The sequence below is a fragment of the Sphingomonas sp. G-3-2-10 genome (assembly GCF_012927115.1).
Lineage (GTDB): Bacteria > Pseudomonadota > Alphaproteobacteria > Sphingomonadales > Sphingomonadaceae > Sphingomonas.
In genome coordinates, this window is sequence record NZ_JABBFY010000001.1 from 576,545 (window position 1) to 597,050 (window position 20,506).

The following is a 20,506-nucleotide window of genomic DNA, read 5'->3' on the forward strand; positions in this document are numbered from 1 at the left end:
CTAGTCCGGATGCCGTGAAGCTTATCCCGCATCCTGCCAATCCGCCTGCCGCCATCCAAGGCATCGAAGTCACCGCCGACGTTCGGCATGGCGTCAGTACGCTGAGCTGGCGCGTGATCGGCGGTCCGCCGTTGATGGCGGTGCGTTCCGAACCGGAGCGGACCGATGGCCTGTGGCAGACCACCTGTTTCGAGCTGTTCGTAAGACCCGATGACGGCGAGGCCTATTACGAGTTCAATTTCTCGCCTTCGACGCGGTGGGCGGCGTACCGGCTGGATGGGTATCGTACCGGGATGGCGGATCTGCCGCTGCCGGTGCCGATGATCGAACCGCTGGCGGACGGGGTTCGTGTGACGGTTGATCTTTCCGGCCTGCCGGGCGGGACATGGGGTTTCGGGCTGACCGCGGTGATCGAGGAAGCGGACGGGACCAAATCCTATTGGGCGATCGCCCATCCGCCCGGAAAGCCCGATTTCCACGATCCCGCTTGCTTCGCCCTCGAACTCCCGGCAGCAAACGCGGCATGAAATTCGGTATCGATCGCCTGCTCGCCGACCCGCAACTCCGCAAGCCGCTGGAGGGGAAGCGCGTGGCGCTGCTCGCGCATCCCGCTTCGGTGACGGCGGACCTGACCCATTCGCTCGACGCGCTGGTCGCGAGTGGCCTCAACATGTCGGCGGTATTCGGCCCGCAGCATGGCGTGCGCGGCGACCTGCAGGACAATATGATGGAGTCGCCGGACTATACCGACCCGACCTACGGGATGCCGGTGTTCAGCCTGTACGGCGAAGTGCGGCGGCCCACCGGCCAGTCGATGCACACGTTCGACACGATCCTGATCGACCTTCAGGATGTCGGGTGCCGCATCTACACCTTCGTCACCACGCTGCTCTACGTCCTCGAAGCCGCTGCCGAGCATGGCAAGTCGGTGTGGGTGCTCGATCGCCCCAATCCCGCCGGCCGCCCGGTCGAGGGACTGACGCTGCTGCCCGGATGGGAGAGCTTTGTCGGGGCGGGGCCGATGCCGATGCGCCACGGCATGACGCTGGGCGAGATGGGCCACTGGTTCATCGATCACTTCAAGCTGAACGTCGATTATCGCGTGATCGAAATGGAAGGCTGGCAGCCCGATGCAGCGCCCGGCTTCGGCTGGCCGCCTGAGCGCCCCTGGATCAATCCCAGCCCCAACGCCGCCAACGTCAACATGGCCCGCGCCTATGCCGGCACGGTGATGCTGGAAGGCACGATGCTGTCCGAAGGCCGCGGGACAACGCGGCCACTGGAACTGTTCGGCGCGCCGGATATCGATGCCAAGGCGGTAATCGCCGAGATGCGCCGCATCGCCCCGGACTGGCTGGCAGGCTGTACCCTGCGCGACTTCTGGTTCCAGCCGACTTTCCACAAGCATGTCGGCCAGCTCTGCTCGGGCGTGTTCATCCATGCCGGGGGTCCGGGCTACGACCACGCCGCCTTCCGCCCGTGGCGGTTGCAGGCCGCCGGCTTCAAGGCGATCCGCAACCTCTATCCCGAATATGACCTGTGGCGCGATTTCCCGTACGAATATGTGTTCGACAAGCTGGCGATCGACGTCATCAACGGCGGACCGGGGTTGCGCGAGTGGGTGGACGATGCGGGTTCGGTCGCGGGCGGTCTGGATGCGGTGACGTTGCCCGATGAATCGGCATGGGAAGAAGTAAGGCGACCCCATTTGCTATACTGAGCGGAGTATCGGTCCGGTGGCTTGCAGGTTTTGCGCATGGATCAATAGCCGGTTTTCACGGAGCTCCGCCCAAGCCAAGGCGGCCTTGTGGGACCTGTCTTCCCAATGGGAGCGGGATGCTTCCACGGAGTGGGAATTGTGGAGCGCGGATTCCGACATCAATCGCGAGCGGATCGCTCGGGCGCGGGCGCTTGAAGAAACTCAACCCGAAGCGGCGTTCCGGTTGTTGTGCGAAGCTGCGGATGCCGGTTCGGCATGGGCGATGGAACAGGTTGGCGACCGCCTTGAGACGGGACGTGGCACCGCCGTGGATGTCGATCGGGCGCTCGACTATTATAATAGGGCGATCGGCGCCGGATCGTGGACGGCAACCCTTGAGGTTGCCCGCCTTCTTGTAGGGCTGGAGCGTTTCGACGAAGCCGAAGCGATGCTGGAACAAGGTTTGGCCGGCGGCTTCGTCCCGTCCTCTTTCTGGCTGGCCTGGTATCGTTACAAACGGTCCCCGACACTTGCCACCGGCAGAGATGTCAGGCCTTTGCTGAGTCATGCCGCCGATCAAGGGCATCCCGGCGCGAAGCTCATCCTCGCGCGTTGGATGGCGCGAGGCAGATTCGGCGTTCGCGAGATTCCGGCGGGATGCAGGCGGCTATTATGGTTGTCGCGCGAGATACAGGCCGCTCCAGCCGCATAAATCGCTTGACATTGTTCTCATTTTGTTCCATTAATCCGCTCGAAGCTTCGAACCCCTTTCCGACATCGATAACCTGCATCGTTCGCGATGCGGGGCCCCTTACCGCGACCCATCGCGTGCGGGCGCACATGGGCAGGTGCGTGCCCGCCGCGATGCCGGTGTGACTTTTGTGACTCTAGCCGGTTTACCCAGCCGGCGGAAATGCCCGTGCTTTGCCCATGATCCGGCGAAGAACACCCGCCGGGGAATTGCGCCCCGATGGCATTCCGCATAACCACCCGATCATGCTCGCAGGACTGATTTTCGCCATCGAGGACGCAACCGACCGGCCGGGGACGCTGGCAGCGACCTTGCCGTTCGGGGGGATGACCCTGCTCGAATATCAGGTGCGGCTGCTCGCAGGCGCCGGGGCCGAGCGGATCTTCGTCGCGGTGGGGCGAATGACACCGGCCTTGCTTGCCGCCGTCACGCGGGCCGGCAAGCGCGAGGCTTTGGTCGAAGTCGTACGGTCGGCCGAGGAAGCGGCCGAAAAGGTCGATCCGGGCAGCTGCGTGCTGGTGATGGCAGACGGCCTCGTCACGACCGATCCGGTGATCGACCGGATGGCGTCGGGGACGGGTGAGGCCTTGCTGGTCACCAACGATCCCGAATCGCCGGCGGCGATCGAGCGGCTGGACATGAAGGATTGCTGGGCGGGGATCGCTCGCGTCTCGGGCAGCCAGCTTTCCGAGATCGCGACCATGCCCGCGGATTACGACTTCCAGTCGGCGCTGCTGCGCGTCGCGGTGCAGGCGGGAGCCGAGCATGTCGCGCTGACGGCAGGGCAGGAGCGCGGCGGGCATCTGGTCGAGCTCAACGCGCAGGCGCTGGCTTCGCGCAGCAATGACGTGCTGGCGGCGCTGACCGAGCGGCGGACCAGCTGGGCCGATCGCTGGGTATTCACGCGGATCGCGCGCTGGGTATTGCCTGAACTCGTGACGCGGAACGTGCCCGGATGGGCGCTGATCCTGCTGGCCGCGATCTTCGGCGCGACGGGCGTGGGACTGACCCTCTATCGCTGGCCCGGCGCCGGAGGCGGGATGGTCGTGGCGCTGCTTTCGGTCGCGACGCTGGCGACGGGGGCGGCGATGGCGGCGCTGCGGGGCGAGGCGAAGCGGGCCGACGGGCTCGAGCTGGCGATCACCGGCCTGTTCGGCGCGATGACCGCCGCGGCCGGATGGAGCGCCTGGACCGACTGGACCCATGTGTCTCCCGTGATCCTCGCGCTGACCGCGATCGGATGCCAGGGACTTGTCGAACGCGCGCCGTCGCGGCATCGCCGCTGGTGGGCCAGTCCGGCCGCGCATCTGCTGATTCTGACCCCGTTCGCGCTGGCCGGATTCACCGAGGCAGGGCTTGCGATAATTGCGGCCTACGCATTTTCCACGCTCGCTGCGGCGGTTGAGGCGACGCGCGAAAAAGCTTAGCATCGTCTTAAGTAAACTCCCGCTAGTTTGAGGTCGATGTCGGACAATCCCGTCGACGTGCGCGATGGCCTAGCCACCGGCGCTCGCAAGCTGCTCGCGCGTGCGGCGGCTGCGGAGACGTGCGCCTATCGCAGCCTGGTGGTGGCGACCGACGACTTCTTCCTTCCCGAAGAGCAGCGTCTGGACGAGCGGACCCGCTCGGCAATGGCGGTGCTGCTGCGCGGTCTGGTCGAGACGGTAGAGGCCGAAATCCGCGAACATTCGACGCGTTTGCTGGCTTCGCGTGGTGAATCTGTGCTGGCGCAGGCGCTGGCCAACGACACCGCGCCGGTGCTCGCGCGGCTCTCCCGATCGGGCCTGCTGCGCGATCCCGAACTGATGACCGAGCTGATGGCGCGCGTGCGCCAGGAGCTGGTCGGCAATGCGCTGCCGATGCAGGGCGCGGTCGATCCCGAACGGCCCAGCCTGATCAACCGATTCGTTCAGCACCCCGATCGCGTGGTTTCCGCCGGCGCGATGGCCGTGCTGATCGCGGAAAGCCGCCGGCGGGGCAGTCCCGAATCGGGACAGCTGAGCCAGACCGAGCTTCCGGCCGAACTTCACCACCGGCTGGTGTGGTGGGTCGCGGCTGCGATCCGCGAGCGGGTGGCCGATGCAGCCGAGGGTGCGTTCGACGCGCTGGATCAGGCATTGTCGGATGCCGCGACGCGCAGCCTGTCCGCCTATGACGAAGGCGACCGACTGGAAGCGACGGCGATGCGCTTTGCCGCTGCGATCGATGCGCAGCGGCAGGAACTGCCGCAATTGCTGGTCGAATCGCTGGGGGACCGGCGGATCGTGCTGTTCAACGCCTTGCTCGCGCACGCGCTGGGCGTGAGCTACTCGCTGACCCGCGACATCGTGCTGGACCCGGTTGGCGACCGGCTGTGGCTGGCGCTGCGGGCCCTGGAACTGAGCCGCGATACGGTGGCCAAGATCGGGTACGCGCTGTGCGAGGCCGATCCGCGCCGCGATCTGGAGAGTTTCGCCGACACGCTGGACGCGATCGCGTCGATCGGCGCGGGCGAGGCGCGGGCGGCATTGTCGCCGATGAAGCTCAACCCCGATTATCGCGCCGCCGTGCTTGCGCTCGGCAGGGCCGGGGGGGCGGAGTGAACGCCATCGACCCCGCACTTCCCATCGCCATCGGGCAGATCGACAGCGATGGCCGGCTGGTCGATGCGGAGTCGCGCCTGCAGGAACTGAACGAGCGCGCGGGCGGCGGCGTCGGACTGCCGCTGGCGGTGCCGCAGATCGCGACGCTGGCGCGGCTGGCGCAGCGGCTGGGCATCGGCATCTCGCGCAACGTCATCGCCGCCGACGGCGAGGACGATCTGGAACTATGGGTCCGCGCCGAACCGCGTGACGGCGGCGTGCGGCTGGAAGTGAGCGGCTGGCGGCTGCGACCAGTGTGGCGCGCCGCGGCGACCGAGCCCGAGCGCGACGGCGACTTCTTCCGTTCGGCGGCCGACTGGCTGTGGGAAACCGATGCGTCGCTGCGCATCACCTTCCTCTCGATCGAAGCGGGCGCACGGTACGGGTTCGACAGCTCGGCGATGCTGGGCCAGCCGCTGACCCGGCTGTTCGCACTGGAAGAGGACGCCAGCGGAAACCTGCCGATCCTGAGCGCGGTCGCGGCGCAGGCGCGGTTCGACGGGCAAAAGGCGGAACTGCGCGGCACCGGTCGCACAGTGCGCCTGGATGCCACGCCGCGCACCGATCCGGGCGGGCGCTTTGCCGGCTTCGTCGGCGGGGCGCACATGCTCGACGACGAGACGCCGCCCGCGCCGAAGGTGGATGCTCCGCTGCCGGCGACGCCGTTCGGCGGCTTTCCGGACTCGTTCAGCCAGCGCCTCGACCGCGCGCTGCGCGGGCCGCTGGGCAAGATCATCGCGAACGCCGACAGCATCAGCGCGCAGACCGAAGGGCCGCTCAAGTCCGATTATGCCGAATATGCCAGCGACATCGCCAACGCCGGGCGGCACCTGCTGGGGCTGGTCGACGATCTGGTCGATCTTCAGGCGATCGAGCGCGACGATTTCACGACGATCGCGGAGGATATCGACCTGGCCGATGTCGCGCGCCGCGCGGCCGGGCTGCTGGCGGTGCGCGCCGCGCAGGCCGAGGTGCGGATCGACCGCCCCGCGGCTGGCGAGACCCTGCCGGTCACCGGCGAGTTCAAGCGCGCCTTGCAGATCCTCGTCAACCTGATCGGCAATGCCGTGCGCTATTCGCCGCCGGGCGGGATGGTGTGGATCCGGATCGAGGGCAGCGAAGGCCGGGCCCATGTGATCGTCGCCGATCAGGGCAAGGGCATCGCCCACGAGGATCAGGCCCGCATCTTCGACAAGTTCGGCCGCGTCGATCCGACCGAGCCGGGCGGCAGCGGCCTGGGCCTCTACATCGCCCGCCGCCTCGCCCGCGCGATGGGCGGCGACATCACGGTGGACAGCGCGCCGGGAATGGGCGCGCGCTTCGTGTTCACCATGCCCGCGCGCGAATTGCCGGGCCGAAGCCCGGTGTTCGGGGCCTGATCCTACGCCGCCGCTGGTAGCCTAGCCCGCCAGCTTGCCGATATCGCGGAGCAGCTCGGTGCGCATCGCCATGCCGCCGGCCATGTCCTGCCGCATGTCCGCGCCCGCGCCGAACTTGGCGAAGACGACGCGGCGCTTGCCCTTGTCGGCCCAGCCGACGAACCAGCCGAGCGGCTTGCTGTCGTCCTTGTCGAGCGATCCGCTGCCGGTCTTGCCGTGGACGGTCCAGCCGCCGCTGCCTTCGAACACCGGGAGGATGCTCTGGGTGAGCGACTGGGCCTGTGCCGAGACCATGAGGCGGCGGGCGAGCATGCGGCGGACGAACATTGCCTGTTCGTCGGGGGAAATGCGCAGCGAGGACAGCAGCCAGCTATGGGTGAGGCCGTCATTCTTGCCCGGATTGCCGGTCACGTCGCGATTTCCGTAGCCGAGCTGGTCGATATAGGCCTTGAACTTCCGCGCGCCGAGGCGGCGGGTGATCTCGCGCGAATACCAGATGACCGAGTTCAGTTCGAAGCTGGTCGGATCGGTGCGCTGCTTCTCGGCGGCGCGGCTGGCCTGGTGGACGCGCGGGTCATAGTCCCAGGCGGGGGTGTGCGCGTCCTTGAGGATGCCCGCGTCGAAGCCCATCAAGGCCAAGGGAATCTTGAAGGTCGAGCAAGGCGTGAAGCGGGTCGCCGCGGCGCCCGTGCGGTGAAGGATCCTGGCGCTGGCATGATCGACCATGACGAAGGCGCGGGTGCCGGCTGCTGGCGTCGCGGCTTCGGAAAGGCCGGGAAATCCGAGGATTCCATAGCCGGTTCCAAGAGCGAACATACGAGTGAAGTTGCGGCGGTCGATCGTCATGGTGGCGCTCCTGCTAGGGTGTGGGCGCGAGAGTGACGGTGGGGCGAGTGTCGCACAAAGGATGATAGCTGGCGTCTGACCCCAGAAAAACTTATGGATCGGCGATGGTCCGCCCGCATTTGCCGCTCAACGCCCTGCGCGCCTTCGAGGCGTCCGCGCGGCACCTTTCCTTCACGCGCGCAGCGATCGAGCTGTGCGTGACGCAGGCGGCGATCAGCCATCAGGTGAAGGGGCTGGAGGCGCGGCTGGGCGTGCAATTGTTCCGGCGATTGCCGCGCGGACTGGCGCTGACCGACGAGGGGCTGGCGCTGGTCCCGGCGCTGGCGGACAGTTTCGACCGGATCGCCGAACTGGTCGAGGGGATCGCGGCGGGCACTGCGGCGCAATTGCTGTCGGTCGCGGCGGTGGGAACCTTCGCCACCGGCTGGCTGTTGCCGCGCCTGCCGGCGTTTCGGGCCGCCAACCCGCGGATCGACCTGCGGCTGTTCACCAACAACAACCGCGTCGATCTGGCGGGCGAAGGGCTGGATTACGCGATCCGCTTCGGCGACGGGGCGTGGCACGGGACGGAGAGTGTGGCGCTGATCGAAGCGCCGCTGACGCCGCTGTGCACGCCCGCGATGGCGCGCGAGATCGGAGAGCCGCGCGACCTGCTGGGGCTGACGCTGTTGCGCTCCTATCGCGCCGACGAATGGCCGCGCTGGCTGGCGAGCGTGGGCGTGAGTGCGCCGACGCTGCGCGGGCCGGTGTTCGATTCCTCGCTGGCGATGGCCGAGGCAGCGATGCAGGGCGTGGGCGTGGCGCTGGCGCCGCCCGCGATGCTGGCGCGCGCGATCGAGAGCGGTGCGCTGGTGCGGCCGTTCGCGGAGGAAGTGGGGAGCGGGCGTTACTGGCTGACCTGGCTGAAGTCGCGAACGCCCAGCCCGGCGATGACGGCGTTTCGGGAGTGGATCTCCGGGGAATCCATGCAATTCGATAAGTGTTGAAAAACAATCACTTCTCAGGGTCTGGTTGACACGGTTGACACCAATATCGCGAAAATCCGGTTTCCGGCGAAACGCGCGGCGTTGCTGACGAATTCAAAGAGCGGACGGCTTTCCCGAACCCGTGCGAGCCAAGCAGGCGAAATCCAACATTGCAAGCCGGGCACGGACATCGGCGAGCCTGTCTCTAGCGAGGCGGGAGCAGTTTCGTCGCCAGCCGGAGCAGTGCGGCGCCAGCCACGGCGAGCAGGATCAGGATCGGCAGCGTTTCGCCGACCGACAGATAGTCGCCGCGATAGCGCACGGTCTGGCCGTAGCGGATCAGGAACCAGAAGCCGCCGCCCGAGATCAGCAGCAGCCCCGCGCCAAAGAACCCGGTGAGATAGCCGAGCGCGGCGTCGTCATGTTTGTCGGGCGGCCTGATCAATCGCGGCGCCGCTTGGCCGGGACCACGCGCATTCCCGCGACCAGCAGCGCGCCGAGCGCGGCGATGATCCCGCCGCGCATCACCCAGACGCTGTTGTCGACCATGAAGCTGGACGCGGGATAGCGGATCACGCCCAGCCCCTGCAGCATGAAGATCAGGCCGAAGATCACCGCGAGGATGCCGGCGAAGGTCAGGATCGAATGACGCACGCTTTTGTCTCCGTCTCGGTCCCCGGCGGGTGCGGGGGGATGAGGGGTTAATGCGCTTTTAGCTGGTTTCGATCCCGGGAGGGAGTGTTTGCGGGGATCGGGCGACTATGCGCCTCATAATCGGTCGTTTGTGGTGCGGATCGCAGGCCACGAAAGCTGCCGTTCAAGATAGTCATACCGACGACAGCGCTACATAGCTGCCAACCGTGATGACGATACCGGCAAAGCCGCGTTCGAGCAGGCCTTTGCCGGCGCCAAGGCGATGACCGAGAGCAATGCCCGCCATCGTGCCCGCAACACCGCCCGCGATCAGCAGCGCCGTGAGGGGCCAGTTGACCAGCCCCGACATCGCATAGGACAGCGACGTCGTCGCGCCGAGCGCGCTCACCACCACCAGCGATGTGCCGATGGCGAAATTGAGCGGCATGCGCGTCGCGAGCATCAGGCCCGGCACGATCAGAAACCCGCCGCCAATCCCGAAAAAGCCCGCGGCGAACCCCACCGCCAGCCCGATCGGCACCAGCCGGGGCAGCAGCACGCTGGCGCTTTCACGAGTCAGCCGCACATCGGGTGCGAGCGCGGTGCGGCGCGGGCGCAGCATCGAGAGGCCCACGCCAATCATCAGCAGGCCGAAGAGCAGCAGCAGCCGCAGTCCATCGACCGATTTACCCAGTTCCGCACCCAGCGCCGCGCCGACTATGCCGGCTATCGCGAACACCCCCGCGCAACGCCATTTGACGCGCCCGCCACGCGCATGGCCGATCAGGCTCGCCAGCGCGTTCGCGCTGACCGCGACTGCCGCAGTGCCGATCGCGGCATGGGTTGATCCCACGCCGACCAAATAGACGAGCAGCGGGACGGCGAGGATCGATCCCCCGCCGCCGACCAGCCCTAGGACGAGCCCGATCAGCCCGCCAGCGCCCAGCGCCGCGCCGATGGTAGCCGTGTCCATAGTGGGTCAGGCCGCTGCCCGGCGGTTCCACGGCATCGCGCGCAGCAGCCGCGCCATGCCGCACCAGCCCGAAACGCCGGCAAAGATCAGGCCTGCGCCGACGAATGCCGCCAGCCCGAAAAACTCTGGCGCGACGAACAGGCCCAGCAGCACACCGATCACCACTAGCGACCCGGCGGCGATCTGCACCTGGCGCATCACCTCGATGGGCTGCGAAGCGTCGGCGATAATCTTGTGACCGGCGCGGCGCCAGGCATCAATGCCGCCATCCAGGATATAGGTGTCGCAGTCGCTCGCCGACTGTTGGAGCTGCGCGGCATTGCCCGCAGTGCGCATGCCAGACCGGCAGTGAAACACCACCGGGCGACCGTCATTGGCCAGTTCGCCAATCCGCTCGAGCGGGAGGTTGATCGCGCCGGGAATGCGCTCACGCGCATGTTCGTCAGCCCCGCGAATGTCGATCAACCGCGCGCCGCCGTCGATAATGGCCTGCGCCGCATGCGGATCGAGAGTCTTGATCGCCATCGTGTCAGTCCTTGCAATAGAGTTGGTAGAGTGTGGCCAGCAGGGATTCGACGCGCGGATCGGCGATGCGATACCAAAGCGTCTGGCTCTCCCGGCGGTAGGCAACCAAGCCCTCTTCCCGCATCCGCGCGAGGTGCTGCGAGCAGGCCGATTGCGACAGCTGCGTTTCAGACGCGAGATCGCCGACAGGCATCTCGCCATGCTCGACCAGCTTGCACAGCAGCATTAGCCGCCGGGCATTGCCGATCGCCTTCAGCGTCGCGGCGACCGATTCGGCCTTAGCCTCGAACGTCGCCAGATCCATCGGGGGCTTGATCATTCCATCACTCCGTTAGTACTTGCTAATATAGAATATGCTAATATATAGTCAAGCACGAGACTGGAGGCGACGATGACGACCCCGCATATCGAGGCATTTTTCGACGAACCGACCAATACGGTGAGCTATCTGGTCGCCGACCCGGTTCAGGGCGTGGCCGCGGTGATCGATCCCGTGCTGGATTTCGATCTGGCCAGCGGAGAGGCAGACAACCGTTCGACCGAGCGGATCCTGGCCCATGCCGAGAAGCAGGGCTGGCGGATCGAGATGGTGCTGGAAACCCATGCCCATGCCGACCACTTGTCGGCCGCGCCTTTCATCAAGGCGAAGACCGGCGCCTGGATCGGTATCGGCGCGCATATTCGCGACGTTCAGCGCATCTTCCGCCCGGTCTTCGCGATGACCGATCTCAAGACCGACGGCTCCGATTTCGATCGGCTGTTCGAGGATGGAGAGCGGTTCGCGATCGGCAATCTATCGGTTGAGGTGATGCACGTCCCGGGCCACACCCCGGCTGACATTGCCTATCGCATCGGTGACGCCGTGTTCGTCGGCGACACGTTGTTCATGCCGGACTACGGCACGGCGCGCGCCGACTTTCCGGGCGGCGACGCGCGTACGCTCTATCGCTCGATCCACCGGCTGCTGGCGCTGCCGGATGAGACCCGGCTGTTCATGTGCCACGATTACATGGCGCCGGGCCGCGATGACTATCGCTGGGAATCGACCGTCGGGGAGCAGCGGCGGGCGAGCGTTCACGTCAATGAAGGCGTCAGCGAGGATGATTTCGTCGCGATGCGCGAAGTGCGCGATGCCGGGCTCGCAGTACCCAGGCTGTTGCTGCCGTCGATCCAGGTGAACGTGCGCGCGGGCCGCTTCCCCGTGGCGGAAGCGAATGGCGTCAGCTATTTGCGCATTCCGGTGAAGTGGAGAACAGCGTGAGCCTGTGACGCGCGCATTCCAACCGGAATGTACCTCGTAGGCGCATCGCCAGCGGACCAGCCGCCGTGGCGAGAGCGCCACTTCGCAGTTCCAACGTCTGCGCAAGGGATATTCTGCTCACAACCTGCCAGGCCGCTACGGGCCGACAAGCGGTCATTCGGTTTGTGGCAGTGCCATACGCATCAGGAGGGCCGAGATTGACGGACTAAACGCAGGCTTCTTCAAATTCCTCGCGCTGAGCGAAGTACGGCCCCGGGGTCGCATCCACTATCTCTTTGTCGCCCCAGATTTGATCCGGGGGCCTGCTTTACGCCCGCAGAGGAAGAAGCCGGGGTGGCCGGAACGACAGCGGCGGACGAGGCATCGAGCCTCGTCCGCCGCTGTCCCACCCCTTGCCCCTCCCTTGAAGGGAGAGGGATTTAGGCCTGTCCGCCTTTAGCGCTGGCCGACGGGCACGTAGTCGCGCTGGGTCGGGCCGGTGTAGAGCTGGCGCGGGCGGCCGATCTTCTGCTCGGGGTCCGAGATCATCTCGTTCCACTGCGCGACCCAGCCCACGGTGCGGGCGAGCGCGAACAGCGCGGTGAACATGGTGGTCGGGAAGCCGATCGCCGAGAGGATGACACCCGAATAGAAATCGACGTTCGGGAACAGCTTCTTCTCGATGAAGTACGGATCGTTGAGCGCCATCTCCTCGAGCTGGAGCGCGACTTCGAACACGGGGTTCGAGACGTTGAGCTCCTTGAAGACCTCGCGGACGGTCTGCTGCATCACGGTCGCGCGCGGATCGTAGTTCTTATAGACGCGGTGACCGAAGCCCATCAGGCGGAACGGATCGTTCTTGTCCTTGGCGCGGGCGATGAATTCCGGGATGCGATCGGGCGTGCCGATTTCGTGCAGCATGTTGAGCGCCGCTTCGTTCGCGCCGCCATGTGCCGGGCCCCACAGGCAGGCGATGCCGGCCGCGATGCAGGCGAACGGGTTCGCGCCCGACGAACCGGCGAGGCGCACGGTCGAGGTCGAGGCGTTCTGTTCGTGATCGGCGTGGAGGATGAAGATGCGATCCAGCGCGCGCTCGATCACCGGGTTCACCACATATTCCTCGGCCGGAACGCCGAAGGTCATGCGCAGGAAGTTGCCGGTGTAGGACAGGTCGTTCTGCGGATAGAGGAACGGCTGGCCGACGCTGTACTTGTACGCCATCGCCGCGATCGTCGGCATCTTGGCGATCAGCCGGTGGCTGGCGATCATCCGCTGCGTCGGATCGGTGATGTCGGTCGAGTCGTGATAGAAGGCCGAAAGCGCGCCGACGACGCCGCACATGATCGCCATCGGATGCGCATCGCGACGGAAGCCGCGATAGAAGGTGGCGAGCTGCTCGTGCAGCATGGTGTGGCGGCTGATCGTGTAGCTGAACTTGTCGAGTTCCGCCTGATCCGGCAGCTCGCCGTTCAGGAGGAGGTAGCTGACTTCCATGAAGCTCGACTTTTCGGCGAGCTGGCCGATCGGGTAGCCGCGGTGAAGCAGCACGCCCTGGTCGCCATCGATATAGGTCAGCCCGGATTCGCAGCTGCCCGTCGAGGTGAAGCCGGGATCGTAGGTGAACATGCCGGTCTTGGCATAAAGCTTCCGGATGTCGACGACGTCGGGACCGACGCTGCCGGAGAGGACGGGATACTCAGAGTCCCCGATCTTCAAGGTTGCGTCGCTCATCGTCGTTCCTTTCGTTTCTCGTCAGGCGGGGACGCCGATCTGATCGGCAATCCGCCCGAGGCTTTCTTCGCGGCCCAGCAGCACCAGCACGTCGAAGATGCCGGGCGACGTCTTGCGGCCGACCAGCGCAGCACGAAGCGGCTGCGCGACGGCGCCAAGCTTGACCCCCGCATCCTCGGCGACAGCACGTACCGCCGTTTCGAGCGCTTCCGTATCCCAGCTTTCCGCTGCGTCAAGCGCCGCGTGCAGCCGGGCCAGCAATGCCCGCGCGTCGCCCTCTAGCAGAGCCTTTGCCGCTTCGTCCAATTCCAGTGGGCGAGTGCGAAATAGGAAGGCGGCGCCATCGGTCAATTCGAGGAGATTCGCGGCGCGCGGCTTCAATTCGGCCATGCTGCGACGCAGAAGATCGAACTGCGATTCGCTGAGTTCGAAGCCCATCCGGGCGGCAACCAGCATGGCCAGTCGATCGTCATCCGCTTCGCGGATGTAATGACCGTTCAGGTTCTCCAGCTTCTTCTGATCGAACCGGCTTGGTGATTTTCCGACGCCCGACAGATCGAACCATTCGATCGCCTGCTCGCGGCTGATGATCTCGTCGTCGCCATGACCCCAGCCGAGGCGCAGGAGATAGTTCGAAACGGCCTCGGGCAGCAGGCCCATCTCGTCGCGATAGGCATCGACGCCCAGCGCGCCGTGGCGCTTGGAAAGCTTGGCCCCATCCGCGCCGTGGATCAGCGGGATGTGGGCATAGACTGGTTCGGGCCAGCCCATCGCGCGATAGATGGGCAGCTGGCGGAAGGCGTTGTTGAGGTGATCGTCGCCGCGGATGACGTGGGTGACGCGCATGTCGTGATCGTCGACGACGACGGCGAGCATATAGGTGGGCGTGCCGTCGGAGCGGAGCAGGACCAGATCGTCGATTTCGCTGTTCTGGACGGTCACTTCGCCCTGAACGGAATCGCGGATCGTGGTCGCGCCTTCGGTCGGGGCCTTGAGGCGGACGACGAACGGCTTGCCTTCCTCGTTCGGCAGCTTGTCGCGCCAGGGCGAGCGGATGCGCAGCGGCTTCTTCGCCGCTTCGGCTTCGGCACGCATCGCGGCGAGCTCGTCCTGGGTCAGGTAGCAGCGATAGGCCGCGCCCTTCTCGACCATTTCATGCGCGACCGCTGCGTGGCGATCGGCGCGGGCGAACTGGAACACTTCGTCGCCGTCCCAGTCGAGACCGAGCCAGCGCATTCCATCCAGAATGGCGTCGATCGCAGGCTGTGTGGAGCGGGCGCGGTCGGTATCCTCGATCCGCAGCAGGAACTTGCCGCCGTGATGGCGGGCGAAGAGCAGGTTGAACAGCGCGGTGCGCGCGCCGCCGATATGGAGGAAGCCCGTGGGGGACGGCGCGAAACGGGTGACGACACCAGAGATTTTCGGCGTGCTGCCGTTGTCAGATACTGCGCTCAACTGCGCCTGCTCCCAGACTTGAAATTCGGTGGCCAGTTCAGCCGCCGAGGCCCCTAGCACGGGGTTCCCCTCCCTTCAAATGGGAGCGCCGACACTGATTTCCCAGTGCCGCGACGCGCTGGAGCGCTGGCTGGAGAGCGAACGCGAGCAACTGGTGCTGTGGCTGCCGGTGATGCTGGGGGTGGGGATCGCCGCATGGTTCGTGCTGCCCGACAAGGCGGCGTGGATCGCGTTCCTGACCGGCGCGGGGGCGTTGGGCCTGATCGGACTGGCGGTTTCCGGAACCACGCGGCTCGGGCGGGTGGTGCTGGCGAGCGCGATCGCGATGGCGCTGGGGTGCGGCTGGATCTGGTTGCGGGCCGAACGGGTGGCGGCGCCGGTGCTGGCGCGGGCGGCGGTGGTGGCGTTCGAAGCGCGGGTGGAGCGCGTCGAGCAACTGCCCGCACGCGCGCTGGTCAGGCTGAGGCTGGCGCCGGTCGGCCGGGCGGACTTGCCGCCGCTGGTGCGCGTCAATCTGGCGGAGAAGGATGTGCCGGCGGGACTGGCGCGCGGGAGCGTGGTGAGGCTGCGGGCGCGGCTGATGCCGCCGCCGCCGCCTTCGGTGCCGGGGGCCTATAATTTCGCGCGGGTCGCCTGGTTCGACGGGATCGGCGCGACGGGGCGCGGGTTCGCGCCGGTGACGGTGACCGCTGGGTCAGACGGTGGGCGCGCGGACCTGCGGACGCGGCTCTCGTCGCATATCCAGAGCCGGGTGGAAGGCAGCGCGGGCGGGATCGCGAGCGCGCTGGCGACGGGGGATCGCGGCGCGATTTCGGACGAAGACTCGGAAGCGATGCAGCGATCCGGGCTCGCGCATCTATTGTCGGTGAGCGGGCTGCACGTGACTGCGGTGACAGCGGGAACGATGCTGCTGGTCCTGCGGTTGCTGGCGCTCAGCCCGTGGCTGGCGCTGACGTGGCGGCTGCCGCTGGTGGCGGCCGGCGCGGGCGCGGCTGCGGCGATCGGATATACGCTGCTGACCGGCGCCGAAGTGCCGACGATCCGGTCGTGCGCGGCGGCGCTGCTGGTGCTGCTGGCGCTGAGCCTCGGGCGCGAGGCGATCACGCTGCGGCTGGTCGCGGCGGGGGCGTGCTTCGTGCTGCTGCTCTGGCCCGAGGCGCTGGCGGGGCCGAGCTTCCAGCTGAGCTTCGCGGCGGTTACGGTGATCGTCGCGCTGCACGAGCATCCGGTTGTGCGCGGCTGGTTCCTGCGGCGCGAGGAGGGATGGGGGCGGCGCTTGCTGCGCGGGCTGGGGTCGCTGTTGCTCACCGGCGTCGCCGTGGAGCTGGCGCTGATGCCGCTGGCGCTGTTCCACTTCCACAAGGCAGGCGTCTATGGCGCGCTGGCCAATATCGTGGCGATCCCGCTGACGACATTCGTCATCATGCCGCTGGAAGCGCTGGCGCTGACGCTCGATCTGGCCGGGCTTGGCGCGCCGGTGTGGTGGCTTGCCGAGCAGGCGCTGCATTTCCTGCTGTGGCTGGCCCATGCGGCGTCTTCGGCGCCGGGCGCCGTCGCTGCCTTGCCCGCGATGCCGGCGGGCGCGTTCGCGCTGATGGCGGCGGGCGGGCTGTGGATCGCGCTGTGGCGGAGCCGCGCCCGGCTGGCCGGGGCGCTGCCGCTGGCGATCGGCGCGACATGGGCGCTGATGACGCCGCCGCCCGACCTGCTGGTGACCGGCGACGGGCGGCATCTGGCGATCCGGACGCCCGATGGCGGGATGGCGCTGCTGCGCGACCGGGCGGGGGACTATACGCGCGACATGCTGGCCGAGAATGGCGGCGAAGCGGATCTGGCGCTGCTGGCGGAGCAGCCCGGTGCGCGATGCAGCGCGGATCTGTGCATGATCGATGTCGTCGCGGGTTCGCGGCGCTGGCGGGTGACGGCGACCCGGAGCAATTATCTGGTGCCGTGGCGCGAGATGATGGCGCTGTGCAGGGCGAGCGACATCGTGGTGAGCGACCGCCGCCTGCCGCCGGGTTGCGCGCCGCGATGGATGAAGCTCGATCGCGAGACGCTGGCGCATACCGGCGGCGTGGCGGTGACCTTTGCGAGCGGGCGGGTAACGACGGTGAACGGACCGGCGGGACGGCATCCGTGGGTTGACCCGCCGACCGTAATGCCGCCACCTGCGCCGCGACCGATCCCGAAAGGCCGATGATGCGCGCGCTTGCCCTGATGCTTCCGATCCTGTTGGCGGGTGCCGCACCGGCGCATGACGGGCAGGATGCCTGGGCGGAGCAGCGGCGGGAATGGAATGTGCCGGCCGAGCCGTTCCGGATCGCGGGCAATGTCTGGTTCGTCGGGACCGAGGGGCTCTCGGCGTTCCTTATCACCGATCCCAAGGGGCATGTGCTGATCGATGGCGGTCTGCCCGAGAGCGCGCCGCTGATCCTCGCCAATATCGCGAAGCTCGGTTTCAAGGCGAAGGACGTGCGCTACCTGCTGATCAACCATGCGCATTTCGACCATTCGGGCGGGCTGGCGGAGATCCGGAAGGCGACCGGCGCGACGCTGATGGTGAGCGAAGGCGATCGCCGGGATATCGAGCGCGGGCGGACGCTGGGGCGGACCGATCTGCTCGGCTTTCCGCCGGTGAAGGTAGACAGGGTGATCGGAGAAGGAACGCATATCCGCATCGGGGCGACCGACCTGACCACGCACCTGACGCCAGGGCATACGCGCGGCTGCACGAGCTGGTCGATGAAGGTGACCGAAGCGGGGCGCACGCTGGACGTGCTGTTCGCGTGCAGCCTGACGGTGGCGGGGCGCGTGCTGACGCCCGCAGCGGAAAGCGAGTTCCTCGACACCTTCGCCGCGCTGGGGCGGATGCGGGCGGACATTTTCCTGAACTTCCATCCCGGCGCGTTCGGAATGGAAGCGAAGCGGGCACGGCTCGCTGCCGGGGATCCGTTCGCCTTCGTCGCGCCGGAGGAACTCGGGCAACGTGTCGCCGCGGCGCGCATGGGCTTCGAAACCGAACTGGCGCGCCAGCGCGCCGCGCTGAAGAAATAGGAGCGGGCCATCAATCCGCTCCAGCGCATTCCGCCGCATACGATGCGGCACGATGTCCTGCCCGAGGCCGAACATGCGGCCCTGATCGAATGGGCGATGGCGAACGAAGCCGCGCTGGTACCGTCGCGCGTCGGCGGACATCGCGTGCTTGCCGACCAGCGCAACGCGCGCAGCCTGTATGGCGATGCGCCGTGGAAGCAGGGGATGAGCGCGCGCATCGCCGCGCTGATGCCCGGCATCCTGGCGGACCTGGGCATGGCGTCGTTCGCGATGGACGGGTTCGAGACCGAGATGGTGGTCTATCCCGATGGCGGCTTCATCAACCGGCATCACGATACGGCGACGGGGCTCAGCCGCCACAAGCGCGATCGGGTGGTGACGATCGTCTATTATTTCCACCGCGAGCCGCGCGGCTTTACGGGCGGCGAATTGCGGCTGGTTCCGAAGATCGCGCCGCCAGACGGCGCACCTGCGCATATCGATCTGACGCCGGGCCAGAACATGCTGATCGCCTTCCCGAGCTGGGCGATTCACGAAGTACTGCGGATCGGGATCCCTTCAGGGGATTATGCGGATTCGCGGTTCGCGATCAATTTCTGGGCGGTCCGCAACCACCCGGCCAGCCCCGGCACCCAGCCTGAGCTGGGGCCGGGGCCGGAAGGTCAGTAGCGGCGCAGCAGGCCGGCGAGGCGGCCCTGGATCCGCACCTGATTGGGGCGGTAGCGCTGCGGATCGTAGCTGCGGTTCGCCGGATCGAGACGAATCATCGCGCCTTCCTTGCGGAAGAATTTCAGCGTCGCTTCGGCTTCGTCGATCAGCGCCACGACGATCTCGCCGTCGCGCGCGGTTTCGGTGCGGCGGATCAGCGCATAGTCGCCGTCGAGAATGCCGGCCTCTACCATCGAGTCACCGGCGACCTCGAGCGCATAATGTTCGCCCGAACCGAGCAGGGCGGCAGGCACCGGGAGCATGGTCGAGCTTTCGAGCGCTTCGATCGGCGTACCTGCGGCGATGCGGCCGTGAAGCGGGATCTCGATCACGTCGTTGGCGGGCTCGGGCGCGCGGGGCTTGAGCGCCACGACATTGTCGGCGGCCGGTGCCGGCGCGGCCTTCTTCGTCTCTCCGCCACGCTCGGGCATCTTGAGGACTTCGAGGGCGCGGGCGCGATTGGCCAAGCGGCGGATGAAGCCGCGCTCTTCCAGCGCCGAGATCAGCCGGTGGACGCCCGACTTCGACTTGAGATCCAGTGCTTCCTTCATTTCCTCGAACGAGGGGGAAACGCCGGTCTCGTTCAGGCGGTCGTTGATGAAGCAGATCAGATCGTGCTGCTTGCGCGTGAGCATTCCCGGGATCCTCTCTTGGGAACAGACTGGGAACGTTTATGCAATGTTCCGCGAGCTTGTCAAGCGATGCCGAGGATTTCCACCGAGTCGCCGATATTTGCGGGCAGCGCGTGGGGGGCGCGCAGGATCAGGCAGTTGGCCCGCGCCAGCGTGCGGAGCATCGAACTGTCCTGGATGGTGGAAGCCGATACCGCGCCATCGCGCAGTTCGGCACGAAGATAGTCGGTGCGTTCCCCGTTCGCCGGCAGCGGCTCGCCAAGGATGGCGGCGCGCGGCTGGGGAAAGGGATTGCGTGCGCCTGCCAGATAGGCGGCGAGCGGGCGTACGAAGAGCTGGGCGGTGACGAAAGCCGAAACCGGATTGCCGGGAAGGCCGAGGATAACTGCCTTGCCGAGCCGCCCGGCCATCATCGGCTTGCCCGGGCGCAGCGCGATCCGCCAGAAATCGATCGTCGCGCCGGCAGCTTCGAGCGCGGGACGGACCAGATCGTGATCGCCGACCGACGCGCCGCCGGTGGTGACCAGCAGATCGGCGTCGACCGCGCGGAACGCCGCCTCCAGCGCATCGGCGCGATCGGGGAGGATGCCGAGATCGACGATCTCGACCTGAAGATCGGCGAGCTGCGCGGTCAGCATCAGCCGGTTGGTTTCGGGAAGCTGGTCCGGGCCGATGTCCGCGCCGGGCGGGACGAGTTCGTCGCCCGTGGCGGCGATGGCGATGCGCGGGATGCGCCGGACGGGCAGAGTGGCGTGACCGGCGACCCCGGCAAGCGCGAGGCGCGCGGGGGTGAGGCGGTCTCCGGCGGCGATCAGCGTGTCGCCTTCCGCGAAATCGAGACCGCGACGGCGGATGTTGCGGCTCTCATAGGCGGGGCCTTCGCCGGTCAGCGTGAGGGCGGCGGCGTCGCGTGAGGCTTCTTCCTGCACCAGAACCGTGTCGGCGCCGGCGGGAACATGGGCGCCGGTGAAGATGCGCACGGCCTGACCCGGCGAGACTTGCCCGCCAAAGCTGCGGCCCGCTGCGCTCTCACCGATCACCGTCCAGGGGCCGGGCATGTCGGCGAAGCGGATCGCATAGCCGTCCATCGCGGAAAGATCGGCGATCGGCTGGGTGCGCAGCGCGGTGATATCGGCGGCGGCGTAACGGTTCGCCGCCTGCGCGAGGGGGACGGTTTCGGCCGGGAGCGGCGTCGCGAGCGCGAGCAGGCGGGACTGCGCATCGGCGACGGGGAGGAGGGCGGGACCGGCCATGACGTTGCGGTGGCACAGAAGGGGCGGGTTGGGACAGGGGA

General features: G+C 67.2%; 21 protein-coding genes. 11 read left to right on the forward strand and 10 right to left on the reverse strand.

The window, feature by feature from the left end; genetic code table 11:
• The first annotated feature begins 14 nt into the window (after nt 1-14).
• From HHL13_RS02935 to HHL13_RS02960, 6 genes are all read left to right on the forward strand, one after another.
• Nucleotides 15-527 carry a DOMON-like domain-containing protein gene (locus HHL13_RS02935; protein ID WP_169554258.1) on the forward strand — a complete coding sequence of 171 codons (513 nt, stop codon included), beginning with the start codon at nt 15-17 and terminating at the stop codon, nt 525-527.
• The gene (locus HHL13_RS02940; RefSeq protein WP_169554259.1) at nt 524-1,720 is read left to right on the forward strand and encodes a DUF1343 domain-containing protein; all 1,197 of its coding nucleotides are present in this window, start codon (nt 524-526) and stop codon (nt 1,718-1,720) included. The genes HHL13_RS02935 and HHL13_RS02940 overlap by 4 nt, the downstream gene beginning before the upstream one ends.
• A 136-nt stretch (nt 1,721-1,856) precedes the next feature.
• Nucleotides 1,857-2,411 (forward strand): sel1 repeat family protein, encoded by a 555-nt coding sequence (locus tag HHL13_RS02945; RefSeq protein ID WP_169554260.1) that lies wholly within the window; start codon nt 1,857-1,859, stop codon nt 2,409-2,411.
• Between the two features lie 284 nt (nt 2,412-2,695).
• Nucleotides 2,696-3,877, forward strand: a complete 1,182-nt coding sequence (locus tag HHL13_RS02950) for a hypothetical protein (RefSeq protein ID WP_169554261.1) — start codon at nt 2,696-2,698, stop codon at nt 3,875-3,877.
• A 36-nt stretch (nt 3,878-3,913) separates the two neighbouring features.
• Nucleotides 3,914-5,032: a DUF2336 domain-containing protein gene (locus HHL13_RS02955; protein ID WP_169554262.1), complete on the forward strand. Its 1,119-nt coding sequence runs from the start codon at nt 3,914-3,916 to the stop codon at nt 5,030-5,032.
• On the forward strand, nt 5,029-6,450 hold the full coding sequence (locus tag HHL13_RS02960) for an ATP-binding protein (protein WP_169554263.1): 1,422 nt from the start codon (nt 5,029-5,031) through the stop codon (nt 6,448-6,450). The genes HHL13_RS02955 and HHL13_RS02960 overlap by 4 nt, the downstream gene beginning before the upstream one ends.
• Before the next feature lie 21 nt (nt 6,451-6,471).
• On the opposite strand, the gene blaOXA is transcribed toward HHL13_RS02960, so the two are convergent.
• The gene (gene blaOXA, locus HHL13_RS02965) at nt 6,472-7,296 is read right to left on the reverse strand and encodes a class D beta-lactamase (protein WP_169554264.1); all 825 of its coding nucleotides are present in this window, start codon (nt 7,294-7,296) and stop codon (nt 6,472-6,474) included.
• Nucleotides 7,297-7,400: 104 nt separating this feature from the next.
• Here blaOXA and HHL13_RS02970 point away from each other — a divergent pair, with 104 nt between their 5' ends.
• Nucleotides 7,401-8,282: a LysR family transcriptional regulator gene (locus HHL13_RS02970; RefSeq protein WP_169554265.1), complete on the forward strand. Its 882-nt coding sequence runs from the start codon at nt 7,401-7,403 to the stop codon at nt 8,280-8,282.
• Between the two features lie 184 nt (nt 8,283-8,466).
• Here HHL13_RS02970 and HHL13_RS02975 read toward each other — a convergent pair whose 3' ends face one another.
• From HHL13_RS02975 to HHL13_RS02995, 5 genes are all read right to left on the reverse strand, one after another.
• Nucleotides 8,467-8,706, reverse strand: coding sequence for a hypothetical protein (locus HHL13_RS02975; RefSeq protein WP_169554266.1), 240 nt, complete (start codon nt 8,704-8,706; stop codon nt 8,467-8,469).
• Nucleotides 8,703-8,915 (reverse strand): hypothetical protein, encoded by a 213-nt coding sequence (locus tag HHL13_RS02980; protein ID WP_169554267.1) that lies wholly within the window; start codon nt 8,913-8,915, stop codon nt 8,703-8,705. The genes HHL13_RS02975 and HHL13_RS02980 overlap by 4 nt, the downstream gene beginning before the upstream one ends.
• A 172-nt stretch (nt 8,916-9,087) precedes the next feature.
• Nucleotides 9,088-9,867 carry a sulfite exporter TauE/SafE family protein gene (locus HHL13_RS02985; RefSeq protein ID WP_169554268.1) on the reverse strand — a complete coding sequence of 260 codons (780 nt, stop codon included), beginning with the start codon at nt 9,865-9,867 and terminating at the stop codon, nt 9,088-9,090.
• 6 nt (nt 9,868-9,873) lie between these two features.
• Nucleotides 9,874-10,392: a rhodanese family protein gene (locus HHL13_RS02990; protein ID WP_169554269.1), complete on the reverse strand. Its 519-nt coding sequence runs from the start codon at nt 10,390-10,392 to the stop codon at nt 9,874-9,876.
• Between the two features lie 4 nt (nt 10,393-10,396).
• Entirely contained in the window at nt 10,397-10,711 is a 315-nt protein-coding gene (locus HHL13_RS02995) for a metalloregulator ArsR/SmtB family transcription factor (RefSeq protein ID WP_169554270.1), read from the reverse strand.
• A gap of 72 nt (nt 10,712-10,783) precedes the next feature.
• On the opposite strand from HHL13_RS02995, the gene HHL13_RS03000 reads away from it, so the two are divergent.
• The gene (locus HHL13_RS03000) at nt 10,784-11,653 is read left to right on the forward strand and encodes an MBL fold metallo-hydrolase (protein WP_169554271.1); all 870 of its coding nucleotides are present in this window, start codon (nt 10,784-10,786) and stop codon (nt 11,651-11,653) included.
• A gap of 435 nt (nt 11,654-12,088) precedes the next feature.
• On the opposite strand, the gene HHL13_RS03005 is transcribed toward HHL13_RS03000, so the two are convergent.
• Both HHL13_RS03005 and gltX read right to left on the reverse strand, forming a co-directional pair.
• On the reverse strand, nt 12,089-13,363 hold the full coding sequence (locus HHL13_RS03005) for a citrate synthase (protein ID WP_169554272.1): 1,275 nt from the start codon (nt 13,361-13,363) through the stop codon (nt 12,089-12,091).
• A gap of 21 nt (nt 13,364-13,384) precedes the next feature.
• Nucleotides 13,385-14,818 (reverse strand): glutamate--tRNA ligase, encoded by a 1,434-nt coding sequence (gene gltX / locus HHL13_RS03010; RefSeq protein ID WP_206376828.1) that lies wholly within the window; start codon nt 14,816-14,818, stop codon nt 13,385-13,387.
• 79 nt (nt 14,819-14,897) lie between these two features.
• Between gltX and HHL13_RS03015 the strand changes: the two genes are divergently transcribed.
• From HHL13_RS03015 to HHL13_RS03025, 3 genes are read left to right on the forward strand one after another with little or no spacing between them, the layout of a single operon-like run.
• A complete protein-coding gene (locus HHL13_RS03015; protein WP_206376829.1) occupies nt 14,898-17,018 on the forward strand; it encodes a ComEC/Rec2 family competence protein in 2,121 nt (706 codons plus the stop codon).
• Nucleotides 17,015-17,872, forward strand: coding sequence for a subclass B3 metallo-beta-lactamase (gene bla / locus HHL13_RS03020; protein ID WP_240953606.1), 858 nt, complete (start codon nt 17,015-17,017; stop codon nt 17,870-17,872). Before HHL13_RS03015 ends, bla begins: the two co-directional genes overlap by 4 nt.
• Nucleotides 17,873-17,914: 42 nt before the next feature.
• Nucleotides 17,915-18,541: a 2OG-Fe(II) oxygenase gene (locus HHL13_RS03025; RefSeq protein ID WP_169554273.1), complete on the forward strand. Its 627-nt coding sequence runs from the start codon at nt 17,915-17,917 to the stop codon at nt 18,539-18,541.
• Here HHL13_RS03025 and lexA read toward each other — a convergent pair.
• Nucleotides 18,535-19,215 carry a transcriptional repressor LexA gene (gene lexA / locus HHL13_RS03030; RefSeq protein WP_169554274.1) on the reverse strand — a complete coding sequence of 227 codons (681 nt, stop codon included), beginning with the start codon at nt 19,213-19,215 and terminating at the stop codon, nt 18,535-18,537. The genes HHL13_RS03025 and lexA overlap by 7 nt on opposite strands.
• Before the next feature lie 59 nt (nt 19,216-19,274).
• Nucleotides 19,275-20,465, reverse strand: coding sequence for a gephyrin-like molybdotransferase Glp (gene glp, locus HHL13_RS03035; RefSeq protein ID WP_169554275.1), 1,191 nt, complete (start codon nt 20,463-20,465; stop codon nt 19,275-19,277).
• Between the last annotated feature and the right edge of the window lie 41 nt (nt 20,466-20,506).